The sequence below is a fragment of the Microbulbifer maximicatervae (SeqCode) genome (genome assembly GCF_052467825.1).
On sequence record NZ_CP174327.1, the window covers coordinates 3310481 to 3327962 of the forward strand.

Here is a 17482-nt window from a genome sequence, read left to right on the forward strand (position 1 = left end):
TAAATCATGATAGGGCGGGCAGCTTCCTTTTTTACTTTGCAAGCTTTACTTATAGTTTTAGTGGACTCGCTTCACATTAAGAGTGTGTCTGGCCTTCGAGTAGATTTTTGTCAGCCTTTGCAGCGAGCGTGCTCTTCAGCCTGGTTGCACATCTCTTTCAATATGGTTTCCCCCGCCTCTTCATAGCCATTGTTCAGCAGGTATTCTGCTGTCTCAATTGTGGCATCGATCCCGGTGGAAATTTCTTTGATGGTGTATGCGATATGGAGTTTCAATTCGCTAGCTGCGTTTTCAGAGTCGGAAATGGCATGGTGGGCCATCAAGCGCTGCAGGGTATTGGTGGGAATAACTACTTTGAAGCCAAATTTATCTGATAAATTACGGTAGTGATTTGTCAGTCCATCAAACCCGCTTACTTTAAGTTCGTAAGTAGGTTCCCACCCTGTAAAGGTGTGTTGAAGGGCAAATTGCATAGAGTGATGTTTAGTCGTTCTGTGGGATTGCTCTGGGAATTTCTGGAAGGTAAAGGTTGCACCCGGTACATTTGCGAGAGTTTGGCTCAACTCGTCAAATGGGACTTGCATATGATCCCCCTCGTTAGCGATGGTCACGGTCAGCGGGGAAAGCTCTTTGAGTTGTTTAGGTGCTAAATTGGAAGCTCGCCCGGTTATATATTTATCCTCTAATGACGGGCTAAAAGCAAAGTACTGTGAAAACGGTGCTTTGTCGTTTAGCCAGTAGTCCAGTACGAAGCGGCCAGAGTTGGAGTGCCCAGACAAAATACTAAAATCTGCGGTTCGATAGTTTTTGTTGACATAGGGCACAACTTCGTTCGCTAGAAACTGAGAAAATGCTGTCGATTTACCTTGATCCGGGCGCAACTCCTTGCCCATTCCCTCTACACCAATCACGATAAAATTGGGCACTTGGCCTTCAAGTAAATCGACAGTAGACAAAGTAGAAAGCATGTCCCACTGAGCATGTAATACGTAGAGCACAGGATATTCTTTGTCATTATCCTTATATCGTTCGGGAAGTTTCACCAAGATGGTTCGGTTTTCACCAAGAAAATCTGATTTGATTTCCGTCTTTTGTGCGAGAATAAAATCTGAAGCATTTGCTATCAGCGAACAAACACTTATCAAGGCTAAAAATAGAACTCTCATTTTCCACTCTCCATGTAGGTATTATTTTAGGGTGTAACACTAAAGTTCGGGTTAAATTAACCAGCTAAAACTGGCTGAAGAAAGCTGCTTTTGCCTACTTGTCAGGTATTTTCAGTAGAGGGTACTCGTGTCAAAGTACGCCGATGTTTGTGCCGGAAGAAGTTGCCAATTTATTGTTATATGACTTAAATCTATTTACTGACCCTTTAGATGTCAAGTGCCTTGACTGGGAGATATGCCTTGTTGAGCGGGGGTAAGTCGAAGAAGTAGGGCCTGCAGACTTAAAGCTTAGGGCAGGCTGAAGTCAGTCTGCCCTAAGTTTAACAAAATAGTGAATGCTACTTAGTTTCTATATTCTCCAGAAATTGATCGACCACTGCATTGAATTCATCGGGCCTCTCCCAAAACATCATATGCTTTCCCATATAAGCGGTAGTGGCGGAAGGGGTATTAGCTTTGATCCATTTGTTAGCCACTTCCTTAGCTTCATTTCGTACCACATATAACATGGGAATCTTCCCTTCAAGGCCGATAAGGTCTTTGCTGTAGTCGAGATAAAAACCAGTAGCGTTGGTAATTGCGGCGACGCTGCTAGAGGTTTGATTGGCGATATTAGATACCCAGGCAATATTTTCTGCAGTGGGATTTTCAAGCATCCATTTGACGAACTCTGCAATCACATTTTCGCGATCCTCAATAATCCCCTCAGTGAATGAGCGCGAGTATCCGTCTGAATCATCATTTAGATACCAGACCCACTCGTCCCGGCTGGCCCCAGAAATCTCCGGGCCAGTGTCGATCATAATCATGGCTTTTATCTTGTCAGTGCCGAACTGGTTGAGATAGGCCAGTTGCTCGGTCACTCCATAGGACCAACCCGCGAGAATCACGCTATCAAGCCCTAGCTTGTCAATCAGTGCAGCTAAGTCTCGAGCGTGTTGCTGATAAGTATGGCCCTCAACAGGCTTGGATGACATGCCCTGGCCGCGGGGATCATAAGCTAGTGCGCGATACTGGGGGGAGTCCTTGAAATGGGCAAGTTGATGCTCGAAAACCTTTGTAGACATCATCCAGCCGGGAATAAAGATGATTGTCGTATCGCCATTACCCGCTTGTTCGTAGTGGATAGTGAGAGTGTTGTCGATCTTAATTCTCTCTGCTGCCACATAAGTAGAAAAAATAGACAGGATGCTAAATAAAATTATCAGATGAAGAGTCTTCATGATGCAAATTAACCCAATAAAATTTCTATAACGTTATTAGAGGAAGTTCGTAGGCGAAGGAGCTTCGGCTACCAATATTCGCTTATGCCCACATTGTACCGTGGAATTACTCCTATTAGTTGTTGCTGCAATATTGCCGGCCATATAAATTGCACAAACGTCCGTTTTATAGGGTTGATTGCTTAAAGCCAAAGTAGGTGGGAGCTTACGGTAGTTGGTTATGATTTTTCCCATTTGGGTTGGTATAAAAATCTATATTGGGTGTGATTGCTCGGTATTTATCCAGAATTATCATAGTGAAAAATAAAGGAATAAGTGAAAGTGCTGAGAAGTGTAGTGCAATGAATTTGGTCTCCTCTTGTATGGGCGTGGAGGAAAATATAATTACTTCGATAATAAGTAAGAAAACAAATAAAAAACACTTATTGAAATCTGATATTGAGTCAAATATTTTGGGACCCAATATCCAATGCTTCCAGGATTTGTGCGCAATAGCATCTAGTAAGTAATAGAGACCGCAGGTAAAGCTAACCAATGTTGTAAGCAGTAGTTCAAATACCCAGGCGGGAGGCTTGCCTGGAGCGGGAGGCCAAGCATTCGTAACTCCAAATTCTGTAAAAGAGAGGATGGCAAAGAGACCGGTCGCCAGCAGTACAACTGGAAATCGAAATATTAAAATTACCATACAGATTGCAGCAAAGGTCTCGAATAGTCTCTGGGTTGGCATAAAGATCTCGGCGTGATCCGCTACCCAGGCCAAGGCTCCCCGATACCAATACGGTGTATTCCCGTATTCGACATAGGAGTTAATGAGACCTCGGTACCCTTCTACAGTAAACCAATTTAATAGCCCATCCTCAAAAACCTGAAAGACTAACATTACCCCGATGGTGAAGGTAAAAAGATCAATCCAGCGCCCGAAACCTTCCCCTACTATCGGAGTTGAATCCTGTTTGGGGGGAGTATTTCGATACTTGTCTAAATACTTTGAAGCTATTGATAATATGGCAATGGTAATGCTGGATAGGGCGCTTACAGTGAATACGTAATCGCCACCATTGCGTGACATAGTAAAGACCCCAAATAAGAGAGCAGATGCTACAACAATCGCACAACCCCAAGTTAATAGGCTTACTCTCGGTGCTATCACCGCGCCTAAAAGCCGAGAACGAAAATTGTATTGAGAATCTTTATGGAGCTTGTAAATGCTAACTGCCAAGATTAAGGCAAATAACGCAGGTGACAAAAACTCGAAGTACCAGCTGTTTTCTCCCATGTAAGTCAACCCCCACAGCAAGATAAAGCCGAAAAACATGAGTGTCGCGCCCAAAACAATAAAAACACGCAATATCAAGAGGGTCCCAGCAAGCAATAGTGCCAGGTGGAGTGTATAGGTCACAAAAGCTGAGTAGGGGATAAGGTGGCTGGCCAGTGATTTGACAAGTGAAGGTGTGCCCTTAGTCTGTACAAGCTGATGTAATAAACTTGCGAAGACATCCGGTGCCATTTGCCCATTAAAAAAGCGCATGATAACTAACTGAATACAGGCTGCGCCTAAGAGGAGGCTGATAATGGCTAGCCAAGTAGTTTGAGATGTGGCGCTTCTTGCTTGCTCAGTACTTAAGTGTAGGCTGGATATAAGCATGTATCTTATCCGAGGCCCTTTAAGATTGATTGCCTTATTAGTGATTATGGCAAATTAGGTAAATAACTTACAAATTTACGCCGTGTTGATGCTGTTGTAACTACAAGGCTGGCTACAGCCAACCTTGTAGTCGATGAGTTGATAAGAAAGTTCCAAAGCGACATTTGGTGACAGCTTTAATTATGAGTTTCTCCACTCTGCAGCCAGGTCAATTGCTTGCTGCAAGATAGGCCATTCCAAAAGACTTTGCTGGTATTTGGTAGCTTTGTCGCTTAATGAGATATTATAAACATATAGTCTATAAGCGAGTATTGCGTAAAATGCGTCTACAGCCCCAGCAGAGCCGAACATGAAGGGCAGTTTTGCTTTCGAGAAAATATCTTCAATCCTTTTTAACTCAGCCTGAATTCCAGGGTTCATATCCGGAGAGGAGTTGCTTTTATCTAAAGTGAAAGGGCAGTTGCTTCTTAAGGCGATGAAACCGGAGTGAAGTTCAGCACATAGGCTTCTTGATTGTGCTCGCTCAATATTTGATGAAGGGTACAAGATGTCTTTGGAGAGTTCATTAAAATACTCAGCGATTGCTAGTGAATCATGAATGTAAGTATCTTCAAGCAACAATACAGGTACAAGTCCAGCTTGGGAATATTTAAGTACTTCGTTTTTGTAGTTAGGGCTGGAGAGGTCTATGGCTTTGATCTCAATGTCAAGGCCTGCGATTTGGGCGCATATCCAGACTCTTAAGGACCAGGTGGAATCAGTGCCTGTGATTAATTTCAAAACATGTACTCCTTTTTGGTGTTGCTGGAGAAAGTGGCAGGGTATTCAAGGGCATCCGAGAAGCTATATGTTGCCTCCCTTCGCGATATTTAGAATAGAGTATACAGAATCTAGTGTTTAAACATTATACTGAGACTTTCATGCTGACTGAAAACTTAAGGGTGAATTTAGAGGTAGCATTAATTAGTCATATAGCTTCTTCAGTAGTTCAATAATGTTAGGTTTTTCATCTGTTTTTCTCATAAAATACCGGGGATATACCTTGTTTAAGTCTGGACCTCTCAGCAGAAAAATAAATTCTTCGCCTAATGATGACCCTTGGATATTGCCGAGTTGATAGTGCCACATTTCCCAAAGTTCTACGTAAAATTCCGGGGGGACATGATCAAGGTTGCTTTTAATTACACCATTTGGCATCAATTTAACATGGAGCCTAATCTTATTTCCTGATAAAGGGCTGGTTCTCCCATCTGGATTAAATGTGATTTCTCCGCTTGAGGTGGTCATATCTACCTTTTGAACCAGAACATGTAGAACGTGATCGGTGCTTTCTAGAAGCTGTTCCAGTGTTGCAGGCTCTATAGATGTTCCATTTGCACAGCTAGAAAATAGTAAAAAGAAAGCCAGCTTTTTCATGAGTATTATCTATTTTTGTAGGTTATACCAGGCGCAACATTGATTGCCTAGGGTGGAGCTTTTTAATAGCTGTTTTCGTCAGTATTGTTAGTATTTCTGTCTGGTTTCGATGGTTTTTCTATTCTAGTCAGAATATGGAGAGTTAATTCACAGGCCGCTACTTACTTGTGCTTTATTACTCAGCGGTAGTTCAATAATGGCCAATCACACCATTGTTTACAAGGAGGTATCTCTATATTTTTGTGTTAAATCCTTTTTGAATCGAATTTCGGTGTTTGCTAAATTTTAGCTGGCCCACTAGTTGTTAATAGGATCTTACTATGTGTCCGTATGGGTTGATAATTATGCTGGCTTATTCTGTTTAAGAATCTGAGGTGTGGTTTTATAAAATTAATTTTCAGAAATGTTTATTTTAATATATTTAAAGGTGGGCGACTTCCTTTAATGCGGCTGCTATTTTCCACAAGATGTGGGCGTCTATAGGAGGAGGGAGTGAGAAACTGCTGCGGACCTGAACAATCAAGCCCGCTTGCTCCAGTGAATCACTCAAATGGTTTCAAACGTTTTGTAAGGTGCTTGCGGATATCTTTCATCGACTTTTCCGCAGTCTTGTGCCCCGCATTTATCGCAATTAGAAAGATTATGTCATGCTTGGGCATGATACGCACATCAGTAAACCAATATCCATTACTGCCAGTATGTGCAAGAAGTGATAACTCAGAGTCGTACACTGCGCCCCACCCGAGAGCATAATTGCCTGTCACCGGTGAATGTAACTTGCGATAGGTTTCAGTCTTTAGCAATTTACCGCGACCATGTACGCCATTGAGCTGATCTTCTACAAAAAGAGTCCAATCCTGGAGTGATATATTGATAGTTCCTGCGGGACCCATTACTTGTGGGTTATCACTATTTTTGTCGGCAGGGTCTAGCGGGATGAGCTTGCCCAGCCAGGATTTTTTGTGGCCACGAGGTTGATCTAATGTGGTCGAAGAGCCGGGAGCTGAAAAACCTGCATTCTTGATACCAAGTGGAACAAAGATCTGCTCCTTGATGAGATCTTCCCAGGTCTTGTCTGTTCGAGATTCGGCGATAGCCCCAGCAATGATAAAGCCGAGATTGGAATATTCAGCTGAGCCAGCCTCGGAGCTGGGAGGTATAGTGAGGTAATGGCGTGCGACTGCCATGCGTTGCGCTTGAATACTGTGTTCCGGCTCGATTACTTTCATTAATGTAGGAAGCTCATACCAGCTGGATAAAGGGGGTAGGCCGGCAGTATGACTGAGCAATTGTGTGATCGTAATATTACGGTAAGCGGGGTCTATATCTTTTGCAAAAGAGGGAAATGAGTCAGCTAGTGTATCCTCAAATTGTAATATGCCCTGCTCGACTAAGCGCGCTACCATTGTTGCTGTAATCGCTTTGGTGTTAGAACCTATGTGCCAGCGGTCATTGATAGTTACTATTTCATTATGGCCCTGTGCGCGAACTCCGTCTACCGCCATGGCAGCGATGTCGCCATCGATTTGAACTAGTACACCGACTGCTGGAAGGTTGTTGCTATCTCGGGAATTAGTAAGTATTTGTTCGAGAAACTCTTGTAACGAATCGTCGGCATGTGCGATAAAGGGTGACGTTAGAAGTGTGACTGCCAGGAGAATCCTTGGTAGAGTTTTATTAAATCCTATATGCATTTTAATAAGCCCGAATGAATATTTAAAGCAAGTGCTGGATCTGTGTTTATACAGATATTTTATGTCGATTGGTATACTCTGAGGCTTCGATGTAATGAAGGGTTTTGGTACATTGTTGCCAAGTGGTTGTTTTAAATATTGTTCATAATTATTTTCAGGTAAGTGCTAGAGAAAGGTGTTTTGTGAGGTCTTTCTGCTCGAAGAATTATAGATTATAACAGCCACCAGATCATCGTATTGATCTGAACATCCTTTGTTCAATTTCAAGTCAACTTTGATATCCCTTAGTAATGATATTTCCTTTCTTTAGGGTGTTGACTGGAATATATGCTAACGGCATTTTCTCAATTATCTTTCTTTTGGAATTTGATTCTTTAGTATATGCGACCTAGGAAGGCTATATTTATTATCTATTAGAAATGGCGTCATTGTGAGAGAAGCCCGTCAGCAATTCGTGTAGGTGGTGCTTGCTGACGGAAAATGAACATTTGGATTATGGCTGAGTTTATCATCTGGGATTAGATGAATGTTAAACAATACAATAACAAGAGCTTTTGGGATTTCTAGATGGCAAGATTTCGAGCTCGAAAAATTCTGTCGCGAGGAACAAATTGAATGTGCAGGTCTCGAGAAACATTCGGTGCACTGATATGGGAATAATCTCCGGTAGCTGTGAATTTATATATTTGTAAGTTCCGTCCGGCAATATACCTTCCCAATCCCCAGTAACCCTGATAGTTAATGGCTTGATCATCGGGGATTTGGTTTGAAAGAGTGCTTATAGTACGAGCAACACGTCGGCCTCCAATCATGTTTCTTCCCATTCTTAACCCTGTGACATGCGCAGAACCTATAGGGATTATTCCTCCTGGGCGTCCGCCTATATTAAAGTGGTGAATAATTCTTCTTGCTATTCCCTTTTGACGTTTTTCTGAAGATTTCCACTCTCCATTTCCTCTCCATGAATCTACACAGGCTATATCCCAACTTTTCTGAGTAGCTATATTGATTAATAGCGTTGATGTTTCAGTGTCAGTTACGCCACCCGCGAAATAGTCTTTTATCCTATTGGGGTAAGCGGAGAGAGTTCCTGCAGATTTTATTTCATGCGGTGCTTCGACGAACAATGAGTGAGGCTGATCGCTGTTATCAGCTATAGCTTCAGCTGCAAAGGAGAAACCGTGAGGTACATCATTGTGCGGCTCTTGGACAATCACTAGCCCTCCGGCTTGCAATGTGGCGCGAACACGGGCCTTTGCGTCTTGCAGGGTTATATTGTTTACTGGCATTTTATATCTCCATCTTGCTGTAGAACGACTGGTTTAGCGTCGAATGTGCTCGGTGTATTTCTCGTCGAGTAGTACCTTTTTATTTGGCTTGGACACAACTGCAAAAGCAGGAGTTATCATGTTTCGGTTTTTGTAATGCATGTATTGCTAATCAAGTTACTCTTCATGAAATTTAGGTTCAAGAAATAAATGCAACACCTTTCCAAATTTTGTCTTAGTTTGTGAGTTATTTCTTTCGGGGGTGTTTATTGCTCTGGGGTTTGTGTCCTTTGTGAGGTAGGTTCCCTTTTAATGTCCTGTAGTGTAGTTTTTATTAATATTGGCAATCTTGGAGATGGTCGTATCAAGTATGATTTCTAGGGTAGATTTTTTGGTCTTTAAAATCGGTTCTTCTGTGATAGATATTTTGGGCTAATTGTGTTTTTTCTGGTTTTCTATTGGTTCTTTTCTATAGGGATAGCTTTTGTGAAAAAAAGTAATCTACAGTAGAAAATCTTCTACATGTGTAAAGAATGAAGGGGCAGTGTGATCACATTATCTAATACGGCATTCCTTTACGGCACTCCGAACTAAAAAGTTTAATTTTTTTGTGGCTTATTTGTAACCACATTTTTGGTCAAAAGTCTTGAGATTCTTGGAATGGTTTTGTTGGATCCATAAATGGAGGAGGTGCTAACTCTCGGTGGGGTAGAAGAGAATAGATTTTAATCTGGGTTGTTCTAGTGATGTAGAGAGCTACAAGATGAAATAGAGTTGCCAGTTTGGCCGATAAGTAACAAAAATAAGCTGCCCGGAGGCAGCACATTAATATATCTAGTTGCTAAGTCCTAATTCCCGCTCAATCTGAGCCTTTCTCCAAACTGAGTAACTGGCTGGTATCTTTGCCTCTTTGGTGCCATCGGCAAGGATGGCGCGGCCGAGGTTTGGCCAGCATAGTACGGCCAATACCCTGGGCGCGATTACTTGGAAGACTTTGGGTGGCCCCATTAAGGATTTGAGTCTCTGTATTAATGGTAGCCAGGATGCGGGGACTACCTGTTCTGCGATCATCCATGAGGCCTGAGGATCACTACCCAGTTGCTTTGCCAGGGATTCGTAGCGCAATGTAGCGGCTCTTAGCGAGGCTTGGGGTGGTGCGAGTATGACGGCACGGGCCCTTCTCTCTGCACAGAGTAGGCAAATCTCTTTGGGGAGGCCGCTACTTTCTGCAAGCTCTTGGTTGAGTGCCCATCCACCGGCTTTGATATCGCATTGGCAGATAGAGCAGTTATATTTCGGGTTTTCAGGGGTGAATACAGAACTAACTTTTTGGGGGCGTTCGCCATTTTTCCAGATGAGAGAGTGTCTTTTAAAAATATTGCTGGCAAAGTATCGGGTATAGGTCAGCCAGTCGATATTGGTCACATTGCCGAAACGGTCTTTGTGTACAACATCGGGAATATTGTGGCTGTAAAGGTGACGTAAGCAGTGAGGGCATGGCTTTAGTTGATCCTGGGGAAATGCCTTTCGCGCTTCGCTATAGTCACTGCTTATCCAAACCGGACCCTTATAGTTATTCACTATTGGGCACTTGGGGTAAATATGAACTTGACCAAAAGAGTCCGGGTTTTGTTCCAGGCCAAATAAAAAAACCGGTATACCCCGGTAGCGCCAAGCCACAGGTACGCTGTCCAGATCACTTGAATCGAGTTGCATTCCAGTACGGATGGCTTTGGCTAAGCTGTTTCGATCAGGCATTTCAGACAAGCGCTGTGCTAACGGACGTTTGCCGGCTGAGAATGAATCACCATCGTTAATGACATAAGGTACTGATAGTGCTCGTGTGGCGCTTGGGAATGCTGTGATAGCCTGACGGTTTTGAATGGGTTGAAATTTTGTGAGGTTCACAGAGCTTCCTCAAGGATTTGCAGGATATGGCTCTCAGAGTCTCTAACTACCCTGAATGCTACCCGGCGAGAACGATCTGGATCTTCTACCCCATTTTTATCCAAGACTGGGCGAGCTGAGGAGTAACCGACAGCTGCTACCTTGGCCCGTACCAGGACGGCTTGCTGCGAAGGCAGTAATGAATGGGCATATTGCATTACGGCTCGGGAGCGCTGTTGGGAAAGTCGTAGGTTGTGGAAATAACCCGCTTCCGGTGCGGATTGATCTCCCCATTCAGAACTTGTGTGCCCTTCGATTTGGATTGCGGCAATGGAATCCATATAGGGCGTGAGCGCTTCGATGTAGCGAGGTACAAAGGAGGACATAATCTCGCGGGCATTGTCGCTCAGGGTAAAATCACCGGTTTTAAATAAGGCATCACTGTTATTAAAGGAGATGGCCAGGGTTTGCTTATCCAGAGACGCTCCCCAACGAGTTAAGTCGTGGGCAAATTCCTGTTGCAGAGTTTGATAGATGGCCAACTGGGTGTCCCGGTAAGACTCTGCGAGTTCGCGGATCTTGGCGCGTTCGTCGATAAGGGAGCGCATTACAAAGACGGCAATACAGAGAAATACCATCATCAGGCCAGCCATCATGTCCGATAGGCTTATCCATTGACTATCGCTGGGCTCACTACTGGCTTGCGTGCTTTCAAACATGCGCCTCTCCAGTGACTCTCTGAGCTTGCGCATCGACTCTCTTCATTTGCTGGATGAGCTGACGGAAGTCTCTGGAGAATTCACCGCTTAACGTGCCAAGGGCATCGCCCATCGCTGCCATAACACTCTCTACTTCATCGCGCAGACGTTCATCCAGAAGTTCATATTGACGCTTGATACTGACATCGGCATTACTAAGATCGCGAGTAATCACTTGTGACAATTCGGTAATCATCTGGTTGTGAGTTTTGGCGATCAGCTGAGCTAGCTCGGCCATGGATTCCCGGTGACTGGTAGCCTGCTCGTGAATTGCTTTAGAGAAGTGGTTGGGGTCCATACTGGTAACCACATCGGCCAGGGCTACGACCTTACTGGTTCTTTGGTCGAATACTTCCGCCTGGGTCCTACTCAGGGAGATCAGGTTGGAAACCTGGGCCCCCAGTTGCTGTTGAGCTTGGTCAATTCCTCGGGTGAGCGCTTCAAACTTGGGCGCAATATCGGGGATCGATTGCTGTAGAACTTCAATAGAAGCTTGTTGCTCATTCAGCATGATTGATATCTGCTCTGCGTGATTGCGCTGCTGCTCTACCAGGGTGGGAATCACGTTGAAAATTTCTGGCAGCTCAGTAATACGCTGGTGTAACAGCAGAAGGTTTTCCTGAGCACCATTAATTTCATTGAGAAGAGTTGCAGTTTGGTCGCGGTAAATAGTTGCGAGTTCTGCGTGCTGCTGATGCTGATCTATTAGGGCCTGCAGGGCAGGGGATACGGCCTCTAATTGCTGGGTAAACTGCTGTAGGTTCTCACCCATCTGGGCATTCAGGCCGCTATTAAACTTTTCTACAACGGCAGTGAGTGACTGTAGGACTTCATCACTAATCTGTCGCTGGAATTTTGCCAGATCTTCGCGCTGACCGTTAATAGCCTGCAGTATGTCATCTGCTGTCGCTTTAGGGGCTTGTTCTTTAGTGAATATTTGAAAAATAGTTCGCAATATCAGGGATAGGAAGAGTCCCAAGATACTGGTCATAAAGGCGGTTTCCAGACCTTGCATCAGTTCTGAAATTGAGGTGTCAATATCGTTTAGATCAAATCCATAGATACCGATAATGATACCGATAAAAGTACCTAAAATACCGAGGGCAGTCAGTAGTGATGGCGTTTCCTTTACAAAGCGGGGAAACTTGCCTAAAGGGTAGAGGATTATGGCTATAGCACCAATGGCAAGCATGACCATAAGAAAGGTGTCGGTAACCTGTTCCGCAGATAACTTGGTTAACCAGTGATAGAAAAACTGGGTCATTATTTATCCTTTACAACTTTTTGCATTGTTATTTCGTGATAAAAAGGTCCGTTGGGTATTCGCCCGGTTCCCTGGCTGAGTACTTTCATCTCTGGTAGAGATTTCACAACATCGGTGATCGTGCGGAGCTGGGGCTGCTTACTACCCGAAGCGTGAATATAGGTTCCAACCTGGCCCGACTTTTGAATTTCAAATACACCACAATTGACGGGAAGCTTGTTTTGTTTGAATAGCAAAAAGTGCATCACGCCACCATCACTGAGATATTGATGGAGGGCTTTAGTGATCAATTGTATTTGCCCGGTGGAAAAGAAGTTGAGAAGGTCCCAGAGGAGGATGCAATTGAGATCCTTTGGCAGAGTTGCCTGTCGCAACGCGGCCTGAACGGCTTCTTCAAATGGCACTTTTCTGCTGGTTTGCCAAGCGAGCGATGAGTAAAAATCAGAAATAAACAGTTCGCCCACCTCCCTTTGGAGGTGTTCCATATTTCTCCCAGCCTTTTGCCCAATATCCAGAACTTTGCTGACCGGTGAGCGCTTGACGTGAGTCAGGGCGGTGTCGAGAGCGGTTAGCGAAATATTAGTAAGGCGGTTTTTTTGGAAAGCGGATACCGCTGCTGATGATCCACTGGCCATCACTGAAGTTGGCGATTTTACATTGCCATACTCAAACATTAATTCGATAAGGTCTTTACGCATCCCCTCTCTTTGTAGCAGGGAAGAGCGCAGGGAGAAGTTGCCCATAGTCTTCATTAAATTCAGGGATGAGTACCTATAGGTGGGCAGTGGTTCTTCCAGGTGGAGCGGTTCTGTATTGAAGGTAAAGCCAGAAAGGCGCTTAAAATCCGCGGGCCCCTTGGGCATAGTGCCGGTGTACAGCATTGTATGGAAAATGGTACGCGGCTTTAAGTGGGGTCGGATTTCCTCAATGAGCTTGGTAATAAGCTCAGGCTCCATAAAGTTGAATAGATCCCAGCAGAGCACCACATCAAGCTTGATTCGTTGGGGCTTTTTGGTGAGATATTCAGAAAGCTTAACGGCCCTGACTTCTTTATCGAGGGCAGAAGTATCCAATAGCAGACTGCGTAAATCTTCGATAAATGTCTGGCAGGAGCGCTCCAATAAAGGCTGTGTGGTGCCAAACGAAAGGCATCCCAAATCTAAAACTTTACTACCTGGTTGAATGACTTCATCCACCAAAGCAGCAATACCAAATGAATGATGCTGCAACATATTTCCCACACCAAAACTAAAGCCCCGGCATTAGCCGGGGCCCATATTGAGGATTAACTAAGAAGGTTTCCTAGCTTTCCTCAGCTTCTTCTTCGGTCTTGCCGAAGAGGTAGTCGCTGGTGTCGGACAGGCGAGAGGAATCGCTCGTGCTCGTGGTGCTGGAGGAGTAGGTAGAGCTGCCGCGAGTACGGGCTGCGGGCTTCTCTTCTGCTGCGGGCAGGTCTGGGTGTACCAGGCGATCAGAGAACTCCTTGTGGCGCTCTTTCATTTCGGAATCGGTATCAACCATATCCATGGAGCCACGGAATTTACCGCCGTCGTCCAGCTTGATTCTCGGTGCAATCAGATTGCCATTAACTTGTGCGGTGTTGCGGATTTCGATCAACTCATCGGCAAGAGCATCGCCATCCAAGGTGCCCTCTACAACAATATTTTTTGCGTGGATATTGGCAGTAACTGCACCGCCAGTGCCAACAGAAAGATTGTGGCCAACCATGATCACAGTACCATCAACAGTACCTTCCACGTGCAGATCTTCGGTGCCTATCAGCTCGCCACGAAAGTTAATACCTTCACCCAGCACTGACTTGGAGCCTGAGCCCGAAAGAGATGATTGCTGCTCAACAGCGCTCATGCCCGCTAAAAATGGTGTGGAGTCATTGCTTTTGTCAGTGCTCATAGAAATAAGTCTCTCTGTTTAGAAAAGTCAGCTGTTGCGTCGATTGCACCGATAACCGTGGTTACAGGGTTGTCGATACGTTGGGTTTTTGTTAAATCGGAAAATCAAAATTTTCAAAAGTGATAAGGCACTTTTTAATGGCGGGTACGGATTATTTTGATACTGAGTAATACCTATCAAAACAAACGTCCCTACATTTATGTCAATTTTTTTTCTTTGCTGTGAGTGTTTTGCTAAAAAAGAAAATTAGACTATCAGTGCTTTTGGTCACCTAAAATATCCCTGTCTCTGCCTTTTCCCTATTGTGCACATACCTTAAGAACGACTTCCTTTGTCCTTTTACAGTTTTCGTCTCTCTCGTAGAGTTGCAATGCCCGTTTTCTCGTGCTTGCATCAAGGTGAAGAAGAGTCTCTTCTGACCTTAAGCTACGATCGATTTTTGCGATTGCTGTTGATATCGCTATATTCCCGCTATTTGCTTCAGGCTCGACCTGTAAGTAAATATTTACTTTCTTTTGTGGAGGGCATACTTCTAATTGTCTGCTGATGGGTATCGAGCCTATTGGCACAAAACAATATATGATTGGAATACTACCTACAGCGAGCTTACCAGCGTTTTCGGTCTGGCAATCAATCAAGCTGACCTCGACTTGAATGCGCTGAATTTAGCACGGATTGCATGCTAAAAGTGTGACTTGTAGCACCTTTTGGTCGTGATGATCGTCGTTTCCTGTTTTTTAATCCGCTAATGATTTACGGCTTAAAATATTGTTGCAATATGCGATGTATTCCTATGTAAAGAATTGTTTATGTTGGCATTTGGATTAATGTCTGAGCCTTGCATTCTTGCGCTTTCAAAATTCTATCCTAAATGTAAGTCTGCACTTATTTGCAATGACTATTGGGTGTCCTCAGGAAGGCTGTTTTCACAGGGTGGAGCTGCAGGCAGTTTTGGCTAGGATATATGTCACTCACCGCATACCTCTCAGTCCCACCTACAAAAAGGTAGGCCCAAGAGATATTTTTTGGTGGCGTTGGCAGGGGTGCCAGCCTTGTTGGGCTGGCTAAATTTCAGGGGTAATTTGGATTTTAAACGGAGTTCCGTTTGAAGTTTTAAACTCTACCTCTGCAGCTTGGTTGAACCCTGTCACCAGAATGGGACTTGCTATCTGCTTGTAACCACTAGAAGCCCCAAATTCATATATTTTTGTCTGCAATCGAATTTGGTTTTCAGAAACTTGTTCGGCAGATACCTCGAACCTAAGTGTGTTTTCGATTTGGATTTCGCTTTCATCTCCTTCGTTATTGAGGAGGCGGACGGAGGCCAGGTTCTCGTTTCTGGTGCTGGCATCTATCTTAAGCATTATTGGAGAAGCTGACGATAAGGAGGTATATAAGAGCAAAGTCGTACCTAGGGAGTCTCTGAATAACTCCATAATGCCTCTGCGGGTCTTGAAGGCTGCAGATGTTAGGCGCAGCTCGCCGCGAATGGCCTAGTCCTTTGCAAGAGCTGCAACGCAGCAGCTGTGGCCTTCAAGGCCCGCCCTTCGGGGCTTGCAGAGCGATTCACACTCCGCGTTGCGACTTCTTGAAAGGTCTAGACATTCCTGCGAAGCCGCGCCTTGATTGTGAACCGCTCTGCATGCCAGAGGTATCACGGAGTTATTCAGAGGCTCCCTAGGGCCAATATTGCGGTGAGATACTTTCTGCCCTGCTTGGCCATCGATATTTTGGGGTTTTCCTGAAGGATTATATCTATGGGCTTCAGTGAAAATGCTGAAGATATTGCTTTTATTGAATCTTGAGAGGCATTTCCACTTTTTTCTATCCGTTGAATGGTTCTAAGGCTTAATGATGCAACATCGGCTAGTTGTTGTTGACTCCAAGCCCTAGTTGTTCTCAGTTTAATAATTTTCTTTGAGTTAACTTTCACTTCCATACTTCTGTCCTCTGAAAATTGAGCTCCATTTTCAGGGGGGCAGTCCTTATTGGTTACGATGTTCTTGCGACACCTACCTGACAGCTATACGACTTTATCCAAATAATAGACTATCTGTGCAATTTGCGGTCAATGGTGGGCGTGGTTGAAGGTTAGGTGATTCACTGATGTACTACAAGAGGTGCACAACCTTTAACTATTGCCCTGAATCCATATTCTGGGTCGGGAAGACATCTATAGGATCTAAGTTCTCACTTTGAGATAAGTAAAAGGCTAGGGAGTTGAGTCAGGTTGTAACTGGAGGTTCGGATAGTGGCTCTTCTGTTTTTTTGGGGGAAGGTTACCACTAAGCAGAGTCGAAGAGCTTTCAATGAGAACATGTAGCAAGATGACTTATGGAGCTCCTGAACAATTCCGTAATATCTCTGTGAGCCAGAAGCATCACGGATTTATTTAGAGGCTCCTTATATAAATTTAACTCTCCAAGCTATTAAATCTTAATACTGCCGTGAAGATAATCTACAGCGCCTCCCTTGAGAGAGACTCTGTTACTATGCAGTTCGCAGTGAATTAGTCCAGTCCGCTTGGAGAGTTGCTTAGCTAAAAGCACATCCTTTTTAAATTGTTGGCTCCAATATGGTGCCAGTTGACAGTGCGCTGACCCTGTCACAGGATCTTCGTTTACCCTTAATTTTGGATAGAAGCATCGGCTAACGAAATCAATATCGTTACTTGCCCCAGGAGCGGTAATGACAACTCCTCGTTTATCCAGCTGGGAAAGTTTTATAAAATTTGGATTTACAGATTTTAGATCGGTTTCGCTACCCAAGACAGCTATATAATCATATGCACACAGAACTTCTCGCGGAGTGACACCGAGGCCATCAATAAGAGCATCTGGTACTTCTGTGGATATCGGAATGCTAGCCGGAAAGTCCATGCTATAGACAGCTCCCGATCTCTGGACTAACAGTGGGCCGCTTTTTGTATCAAACTGGATGGTTTGGCCTGAGTATCTTAAATGAGTAAATAGAACGTGGGCAGCTGCGAGTGTGGCGTGGCCACATAAATCTACTTCTGCCTCAGGAGTAAACCATCTCAGAGAAAAGGAATCTTCATTTTTAACAAAGAATGCGGTTTCAGAGAGGTTGTTTTCCTCAGCTATCTTTTGCAGTGTCTCATCCGCAAGCCAGTTATCAAGAGGGCACACAGCAGCAGGATTACCTTCAAATACCTCGGAGGCAAAGGCATCTACTTGATAAATTGCTAGTTCCATTAGTTTTTTCCTTGAGGAATAGGTGCTATTTTCGG

15 protein-coding genes are annotated in these 17482 nt (G+C 44.2%); all 15 read right to left on the reverse strand.

All coding sequences use genetic code 11. The features are described 5' to 3' along the window. Window positions 1-110 precede the first annotated feature (110 nt). The 15 genes from ACJJII_RS14870 to ACJJII_RS14940 all read right to left on the reverse strand — a co-directional run bounded on the left by ACJJII_RS14870 (window position 111) and on the right by ACJJII_RS14940 (window position 17447). Entirely contained in the window at window positions 111-1166 is a 1056-nt protein-coding gene (locus tag ACJJII_RS14870; RefSeq protein WP_444916718.1) for an alpha/beta hydrolase, read from the reverse strand. A gap of 338 nt (window positions 1167-1504) precedes the next feature. Next, window positions 1505-2389, reverse strand: coding sequence for an alpha/beta fold hydrolase (locus ACJJII_RS14875; protein WP_444916719.1), 885 nt, complete (start codon window positions 2387-2389; stop codon window positions 1505-1507). A gap of 205 nt (window positions 2390-2594) precedes the next feature. Then, window positions 2595-4034, reverse strand: coding sequence for an alpha-amylase family protein (locus ACJJII_RS14880; RefSeq protein WP_444916720.1), 1440 nt, complete (start codon window positions 4032-4034; stop codon window positions 2595-2597). 180 nt (window positions 4035-4214) lie between these two features. After that, the gene (locus tag ACJJII_RS14885; RefSeq protein WP_444916721.1) at window positions 4215-4814 is read right to left on the reverse strand and encodes a glutathione S-transferase N-terminal domain-containing protein; all 600 of its coding nucleotides are present in this window, start codon (window positions 4812-4814) and stop codon (window positions 4215-4217) included. 183 nt (window positions 4815-4997) lie between these two features. Further along, entirely contained in the window at window positions 4998-5450 is a 453-nt protein-coding gene (locus tag ACJJII_RS14890) for a hypothetical protein (RefSeq protein WP_444916722.1), read from the reverse strand. A gap of 542 nt (window positions 5451-5992) precedes the next feature. Next, window positions 5993-7144 carry a serine hydrolase domain-containing protein gene (locus ACJJII_RS14895; RefSeq protein WP_444916723.1) on the reverse strand — a complete coding sequence of 384 codons (1152 nt, stop codon included), beginning with the start codon at window positions 7142-7144 and terminating at the stop codon, window positions 5993-5995. Between the two features lie 563 nt (window positions 7145-7707). Further along, the gene (locus tag ACJJII_RS14900) at window positions 7708-8433 is read right to left on the reverse strand and encodes a hypothetical protein (protein ID WP_444916724.1); all 726 of its coding nucleotides are present in this window, start codon (window positions 8431-8433) and stop codon (window positions 7708-7710) included. Window positions 8434-9246: 813 nt separating this feature from the next. Beyond that, a complete protein-coding gene (locus ACJJII_RS14905) occupies window positions 9247-10320 on the reverse strand; it encodes a hypothetical protein (RefSeq protein WP_413665219.1) in 1074 nt (357 codons plus the stop codon). After that, a complete protein-coding gene (locus tag ACJJII_RS14910; protein WP_444916725.1) occupies window positions 10317-11018 on the reverse strand; it encodes an OmpA/MotB family protein in 702 nt (233 codons plus the stop codon). The genes ACJJII_RS14905 and ACJJII_RS14910 overlap by 4 nt, the downstream gene beginning before the upstream one ends. Continuing rightward, the gene (locus ACJJII_RS14915) at window positions 11011-12321 is read right to left on the reverse strand and encodes a MotA/TolQ/ExbB proton channel family protein (RefSeq protein ID WP_444905720.1); all 1311 of its coding nucleotides are present in this window, start codon (window positions 12319-12321) and stop codon (window positions 11011-11013) included. Before ACJJII_RS14915 ends, ACJJII_RS14910 begins: the two co-directional genes overlap by 8 nt. Then, the gene (locus ACJJII_RS14920; RefSeq protein WP_444916726.1) at window positions 12321-13553 is read right to left on the reverse strand and encodes a class I SAM-dependent methyltransferase; all 1233 of its coding nucleotides are present in this window, start codon (window positions 13551-13553) and stop codon (window positions 12321-12323) included. The genes ACJJII_RS14915 and ACJJII_RS14920 overlap by 1 nt, the downstream gene beginning before the upstream one ends. A 70-nt stretch (window positions 13554-13623) precedes the next feature. After that, window positions 13624-14232 carry a bactofilin family protein gene (locus tag ACJJII_RS14925; RefSeq protein ID WP_444916727.1) on the reverse strand — a complete coding sequence of 203 codons (609 nt, stop codon included), beginning with the start codon at window positions 14230-14232 and terminating at the stop codon, window positions 13624-13626. A 1064-nt stretch (window positions 14233-15296) separates the two neighbouring features. Next, on the reverse strand, window positions 15297-15596 hold the full coding sequence (locus tag ACJJII_RS14930; protein ID WP_444916728.1) for a hypothetical protein: 300 nt from the start codon (window positions 15594-15596) through the stop codon (window positions 15297-15299). Window positions 15597-15898: 302 nt separating this feature from the next. Further along, a complete protein-coding gene (locus ACJJII_RS14935; protein WP_413665225.1) occupies window positions 15899-16171 on the reverse strand; it encodes a helix-turn-helix transcriptional regulator in 273 nt (90 codons plus the stop codon). Between the two features lie 490 nt (window positions 16172-16661). Next, a complete protein-coding gene (locus tag ACJJII_RS14940; protein ID WP_444916729.1) occupies window positions 16662-17447 on the reverse strand; it encodes a PhzF family protein in 786 nt (261 codons plus the stop codon). Window positions 17448-17482: the final 35 nt, after the last annotated feature.